The organism is Kitasatospora sp. NRRL B-11411 (assembly GCF_000721345.1).
In the GTDB taxonomy this organism is placed as follows: domain Bacteria; phylum Actinomycetota; class Actinomycetes; order Streptomycetales; family Streptomycetaceae; genus Kitasatospora; species Kitasatospora cineracea.
Map to the genome: position 1 here is coordinate 1 of NZ_JOGH01000219.1, position 5512 is coordinate 5512.

The 5512-nt window shown below is 73.4% G+C and carries 3 protein-coding genes; 1 reads left to right on the forward strand and 2 read right to left on the reverse strand.

Translation table 11 applies throughout. From position 1 onward, the window contains the following. Nucleotides 1-103 precede the first annotated feature (103 nt). Nucleotides 104-1279 carry a magnesium and cobalt transport protein CorA gene (locus IH44_RS0138890; RefSeq protein WP_030464581.1) on the reverse strand — a complete coding sequence of 392 codons (1176 nt, stop codon included), beginning with the start codon at nt 1277-1279 and terminating at the stop codon, nt 104-106. Between the two features lie 455 nt (nt 1280-1734). On the opposite strand from IH44_RS0138890, the gene IH44_RS0138895 reads away from it, so the two are divergent. Beyond that, nucleotides 1735-4677 (forward strand): FAD-binding and (Fe-S)-binding domain-containing protein, encoded by a 2943-nt coding sequence (locus IH44_RS0138895; RefSeq protein WP_030464582.1) that lies wholly within the window; start codon nt 1735-1737, stop codon nt 4675-4677. Nucleotides 4678-4855: 178 nt separating this feature from the next. Here IH44_RS0138895 and IH44_RS0138900 read toward each other — a convergent pair whose 3' ends face one another. Further along, nucleotides 4856-5338 carry a hypothetical protein gene (locus IH44_RS0138900; protein WP_157852624.1) on the reverse strand — a complete coding sequence of 161 codons (483 nt, stop codon included), beginning with the start codon at nt 5336-5338 and terminating at the stop codon, nt 4856-4858. Nucleotides 5339-5512 lie beyond the last annotated feature (174 nt).

The window sequence follows — 5512 nt, forward strand, 5'->3', positions numbered from 1 at the left end:
CCCCGGCCGTGCCCGCCGCCCACCGCCGCCGTCCCGTCCCTCCTCCACGTCCAGTACTGCCCGGACTGGACGTACGCCTGACCAACAGTCAGAGGGTCGGGCGTCACAGCCAGTTGCGGCGCTTGAAGATCAGGTAGAGGCTGACGCAGACCACGCCCATCAGGCCGATGGCGAAGGGGTAGCCGAACATCCAGTGGAGTTCCGGCATCTCGTCGAAGTTCATGCCGTAGACGGTGCCGATGAGGGTGGGGGCGAAGAGGATGGCGGCCCAGGAGGAGATCTTCTTGATCTCGTCGTTCTGGGCGTGGCCGGCTTCGGCGAGTTGCTTCATCTCCTCGTTCTGGCGCTGGGAGACGAGGGTGGCGTTGACGGTGAGGATGTTCTGGAGCATCTGGCGGAAGCCGTCGACGCGTTCGGCGGCGTAGGTGGCGTGGTCGGCGACGTCGCGCAGGTAGCGCTGGAGTTCCTCGTCGGTGCCGTACTTCTGGAAGCCGCCTTCGAGGGCGCGGAGGATCTCCAGCAGGGGGCCGGTGGCGCGCTGGAACTCGATGACTTCGCGGGAGAGTTCGTAGATGCGGCGGGAGACTTCGGGGTCGCCGCCGAAGACCTCGGTCTCGATCTCGTCGATGTCGTGCTGGAGTCCGGCGATGACGGGGGCGTAGCCGTCGACGACGGCGTCCAGGACGGCGTAGAGGACGGCTTCGGGGCCGAGGGCGAGCAGGTCGGGGTCGGTTTCGAGGCGGCTGCGGACCATGGAGATGTCGGGCGACTGGGAGTGCCGGACGGTGAGGACGAAGTCGGGGCCGACGAAGAGGTGGATCTCGCCGAAGTCGACCTCCTCGACGTCGTCGAGGTAGCGGGCGGCGCGCAGCACGACGAACAGGGTGTCGCCGTAGCGTTCCAGCTTGGGGCGCTGGTGGGCGACGATGGCGTCCTCGAGGGCGAGTTCGTGGAGGTCGAACTTCTCGGCGGCTTCGACGAGTTGGGCCTCGGCGGGGCGGTAGAGGCCGATCCAGGCCATGGTGCCGGGCTTGCCGGGGAGTTCGCGGTAGATCTCGGCGAGGCTGGCGGGGGTCTCTATCCGGTGGCCGTCGTGGTAGACGGCGGCATCGACCACGGAGCGTTCCAGCGAGACGGGCTCGTGGACGTCGGAGTGCTGTTCGGAGCGCGGGTCCATGGAGTGCTCGGGGGCCGCGGTGCGGTCGGCGGGCCGCCGGGCGGTGGTGCGGCTGAAAGGTCGCTTGCTCGCGCGCACGGCGCGCACACGCCAGTCGGACACGGCGGGTACCTCCACGGGTCTGGTGCCGGCCGGGCCCGGGGACGGGAGGGGCGGGCGGCGGTCCCCGGTGGCGGGCGCGGCGGGGCGATGCCGGTGTGAACGCGGGGTTCAGCGGGCGGCGCGGCGCGGGCGGCGGTGCCGGGGGCCAGGAACGGGTGAGAACTTCCCGGAGCGGGGCCGACTTCGGCCCGGACTACTGCACTCCACTGCTCTCACCTCCTGTACGCCCCGGACGCCCGGCGGGAGCGGCGTCACGACCGCGGCCCAGTCTAGCCCCGCACGTCGCACGCTCCAGCCCCGCACGTCGCACGCCCCAACACCAGCCCCGCACGCCGCACGCCCCGGCCCCGCGCGTCGCGCGGCCGTTCCGGCCGGTCGGGGTGCCACCCTGGGCACGGCGGGTCGACGGACCGTCCCCGCCCCTCCCCCGGACCTCCGCGAGAAGGACCTGCGCCGTGCCGTTCTTCGTCCCGTCCCCGCAGTTGCTGCGCCCCGCGAACCTGCTGGACTCGCCCGACCGGGTCCCGGACTCGCGGGCGGCCGGCACCCCGGAGCCGCTGCGCGCGGGCCTGGTGGACCTGCTGGGCGAGGCGAAGGTGCTGAGCAAGGTGTCGGACCTGGTGAAGTACGCGTCCGACGCGAGCCCGTACCGTTTCGTGCCGCAGGTGGTGGTGGTTCCCGAGACGGTCCAGGACGTGGCGGCCGTGTTCGGCTACGCGCACCGCAACGGCCGCACGCTGGTGTTCCGGGCCGCGGGGACGTCGCTGAACGGGCAGGCGCAGGGCGAGGACATCCTGGTGGACGTCCGCCGGGCCTGGGCGGGGACGGGCGCCCGGGCGGGGGCCGTGCTGCTGCCGGACGGGGTGCACGCCCGGATCGCGCCGGGCACCACGGTGTTGCGGGCGAACGCGGCGCTGGCCCGGCACGGCCGGCTGCTGGGGCCGGACCCGGCGAGCGGGCGGGTGGCGACGGTGGGCGGGGTGGTGGCGAACAACGCGTGCGGGATGACGGCGGGCACCACCCGCAACTCCTACCGGCTGTTGTCCGAGGTGACGTTCGTGCTGCCGTCCGGCACCGTGGTGGACACCGGCGCGCCGGACGCCGACGAGCGGCTGCGGGAGGCCGAACCGGCGCTCTGCGACGGCCTGTTGGCGCTGAAGCGGGAGGTCGAGGCGGACCACGGGCTGGTGGCCCGGATCCGGGCGAAGTACGAGTTGAAGAACACCAACGGCTACCGGCTGGACGCGCTGCTGGACGGCGCCACCCCCGTCGAGATCCTGCGCGGCCTGGTGGTCGGCTCGGAGGGCACCCTGGGCTTCGTCGCCGACACGGTGTTCGAGACGGTGCCGCTGGAGCGCCGCACCTCCACCGCGCTGCTGTTCTTCCCGACCCTGGCGGACGCGGCGGCCGCCGTGCCGGGCTTCAACGGCCTGGGCGCCCGCGCGGTCGAGCTGATGGACGGCAACACGCTGCGCGCGCTGGCCTCGGTGCAGGGCGTCCCGGACGACTGGGCGCAGATCCCGCGCGAGGTGACGGCCCTGCTGGTGGAGTTCCGCAGCCCGGATGACAAAACACTGGACGCACACGAACAGGCTGCCCACCGCGCCGTGCAGGAGCTGCGACTGGTCCGCCCGGTGGCCTCCGCCACCAACACCTTCACCCGCGACCGGGCCGTCGCCGCCGTGTACTGGCACGCCCGGGAAGCGTTCGTGACGGCCGTCGGCAAGACCCGCCCGTCCGGCACCACCCTGATCACCGAGGACTTCGCCGTCCCGCCCGCCCGGCTGGCCGAGGCGTGCACGGCGCTGCTCGAACTGCAGGCCGCGCACGGCTTCGACGCGGCCGTCTCCGGGCACGCCGCGCACGGCAACCTGCACTTCCTGCTGACCTTCGACGCCTCCCGCCCCGAGGACGTCCGCCGCTACGCCGCGTTCATGGACGCGTTCTGCACGATGACCGTCGAGCGCTTCGACGGCGCGCTGAAGGCCGAGCACGCCACCGGGCGCAACCTCGCGCCGTACCTGGCGCTCGAATGGGGCGAGCGGGCCACCGCCCTGATGTGGCGGATCAAGGAGCTGTTCGACCCGCACGGCGTCCTCGCCCCGGGAGTGGTGCTCAGCCGCGACCCGGAGATCCACCTCAAGGGCCTCAAGACCATCCCGCCGGTCGAGGCGGTCGCCGACCCGTGCATCGAGTGCGGCTTCTGCGAGGCGGTCTGCCCCAGCCACGACCTGACCACCTCGCCGCGCCAACGGATCGTGCTGCGCCGCGAGATGACCCGCCAGGACGAGGGCTCGAAGGTCCTGGACGAGCTGCTCGACTCGTACGGCTACGACGCCGTCGACACCTGCGCGGGCGACTCCACCTGCAAGCTGGCCTGCCCGGTCGGGATCGACACCGGTGCGCTGATGAAGGACTTCCGGCACCGGCGGCACTCCGCCTTCGAGGAGCGGAACGCGCGGACGGCCGCCGACCGCTTCGCCCTGCTGGAGGCCGCCGCCCGCACCGGCCTGGACGCCGCCGCCCACCTGCCCGACCGGCTGCTGTCGGCCGCCACCGGCGCGGCCCGGGCCGCCGTCCGGCCCGACCTCGTCCCGGCCTGGCTGCCGGAGATCCCGTCCGGCGCGGCGAAGGCGCTGCCGCCGACCGGGCCGCGCGCCGAAGCGACAGCCGTCTACTACGTGGCCTGCGTGAACCGGATCTTCGACTCCACCGGCGGCGGGGAGCACACCTCACTGCCGCAGGCCGTCGTGGAGGTGTCCCGGCGGGCCGGCAAACCGGTGTGGATCCCCGCCGACCTGCCGGGGACGTGCTGCGCGACCATCTGGCACTCCAAGGGCTACCTGGAGGGCAACGCACTGATGGCGAACCGGATCGTCGAACGGGCCTGGGAGTGGACCGGCCACGGCGAACTGCCGCTGGTGGTCGACGCCTCCTCGTGCACGCTCGGCATCGCCGAGGAGGTCCTGCCGTACCTGACCGCGCGCAACCGGGAACTGCACGCGAAGCTGACCGTCGTCGACTCCACCACCTGGGCGGCCGGCCTGCTCCCGCACCTGACCGTCACCACCCCGCTGGCCAGCGCCGTCCTGCACCCCACCTGCTCGATGCGCCACCTGGACGTGGTCGGCGACCTGGCCGCCGTTGCCGGGGCGGTCAGCGACGAGGTGGTGACCCCGGTGTACGCCGAGTGCTGCGGCTTCGCGGGCGACCGCGGCCTGCTGCACGAGGAGCTGACCGCCTCGGCGACCCGGCACGAGGCCGCCGAGGTGCTCACCCGGGACTTCGACGCCCACCTGAGCGCCAACCGGACGTGCGAGATCGGCATGGACCACGTCACCGGCCGCACCTACCACTCCGTCCTGATCGCCCTGGAACGGTCCACCCGCCCGACCTGACCCACCGTCAGCCACCCGCCCGGCCTGACCCGCCACCGCCGGCAGGGGTCCGCGCACCCGGTCGGGGGGCTGCCCGGTCTCGGCGGCGATCAGCACGTGCCCGGCCTTGCCGAGTTCGGCCCGTTCCAGGATCTCGGCCCGGGTGCCGTTGACCTCGCCCCCCACACACAGCGGCCGGTCAGTCGGCCGGGCGGTCGGCCAGGCAGGCCGCCACCTCCGTGGCCGGGACGCCGGGGTGCTCGGTGGGGAGTTCGGCGAGGAAGCGCCGGCCCCAGGCGGGGTCGAGGCCGCGGAGCAGCGCGGCCTGTTCGGCCAGGGCGACGATCCGGGCCGGATGTCCGGGCTCGCGTCCGGGCTCGCGTCCGGGCTCGCGTCCGGGCGGGCGGAGGTGCTGCCGGGCGGCCTGACGGCGCCAGGAGAGCGGGCGGGTGGCCTCGCGGGCGGCCCAGTAGAGCGCCTCGTCCAGGTCGCGGGTGGTGCGGCGGTCGAGGACGTCGCTGCGCTCGCCGAGGATCCAGTGCGCCACCCCGTCGTGCACTTCGAGGTAGGGGCGCAGTTCGTAGGAGGCGGCGAAGCCGACCAGGTCGCGCCGCTCCACTCCGTCGAGCCGGGCGGCGATCCGCTCGACTCCGGCCCGGAGGTCCTCCATGGTTATCGTCATACTGACGAATAATACAGGCGCATCCGGGCGACCCGCCTCACCCCTGTGCGCCGGTCGGAGCAGGGTGCGGAAAGGTTTTTGCCGGGAATGCCCCGTGTTGCCCCAGACGGACGCACCACCGGAGCGTGAACCCGTGACCACCCCTCCCCCGCCCAGCCCGCAGCCCACCGACCC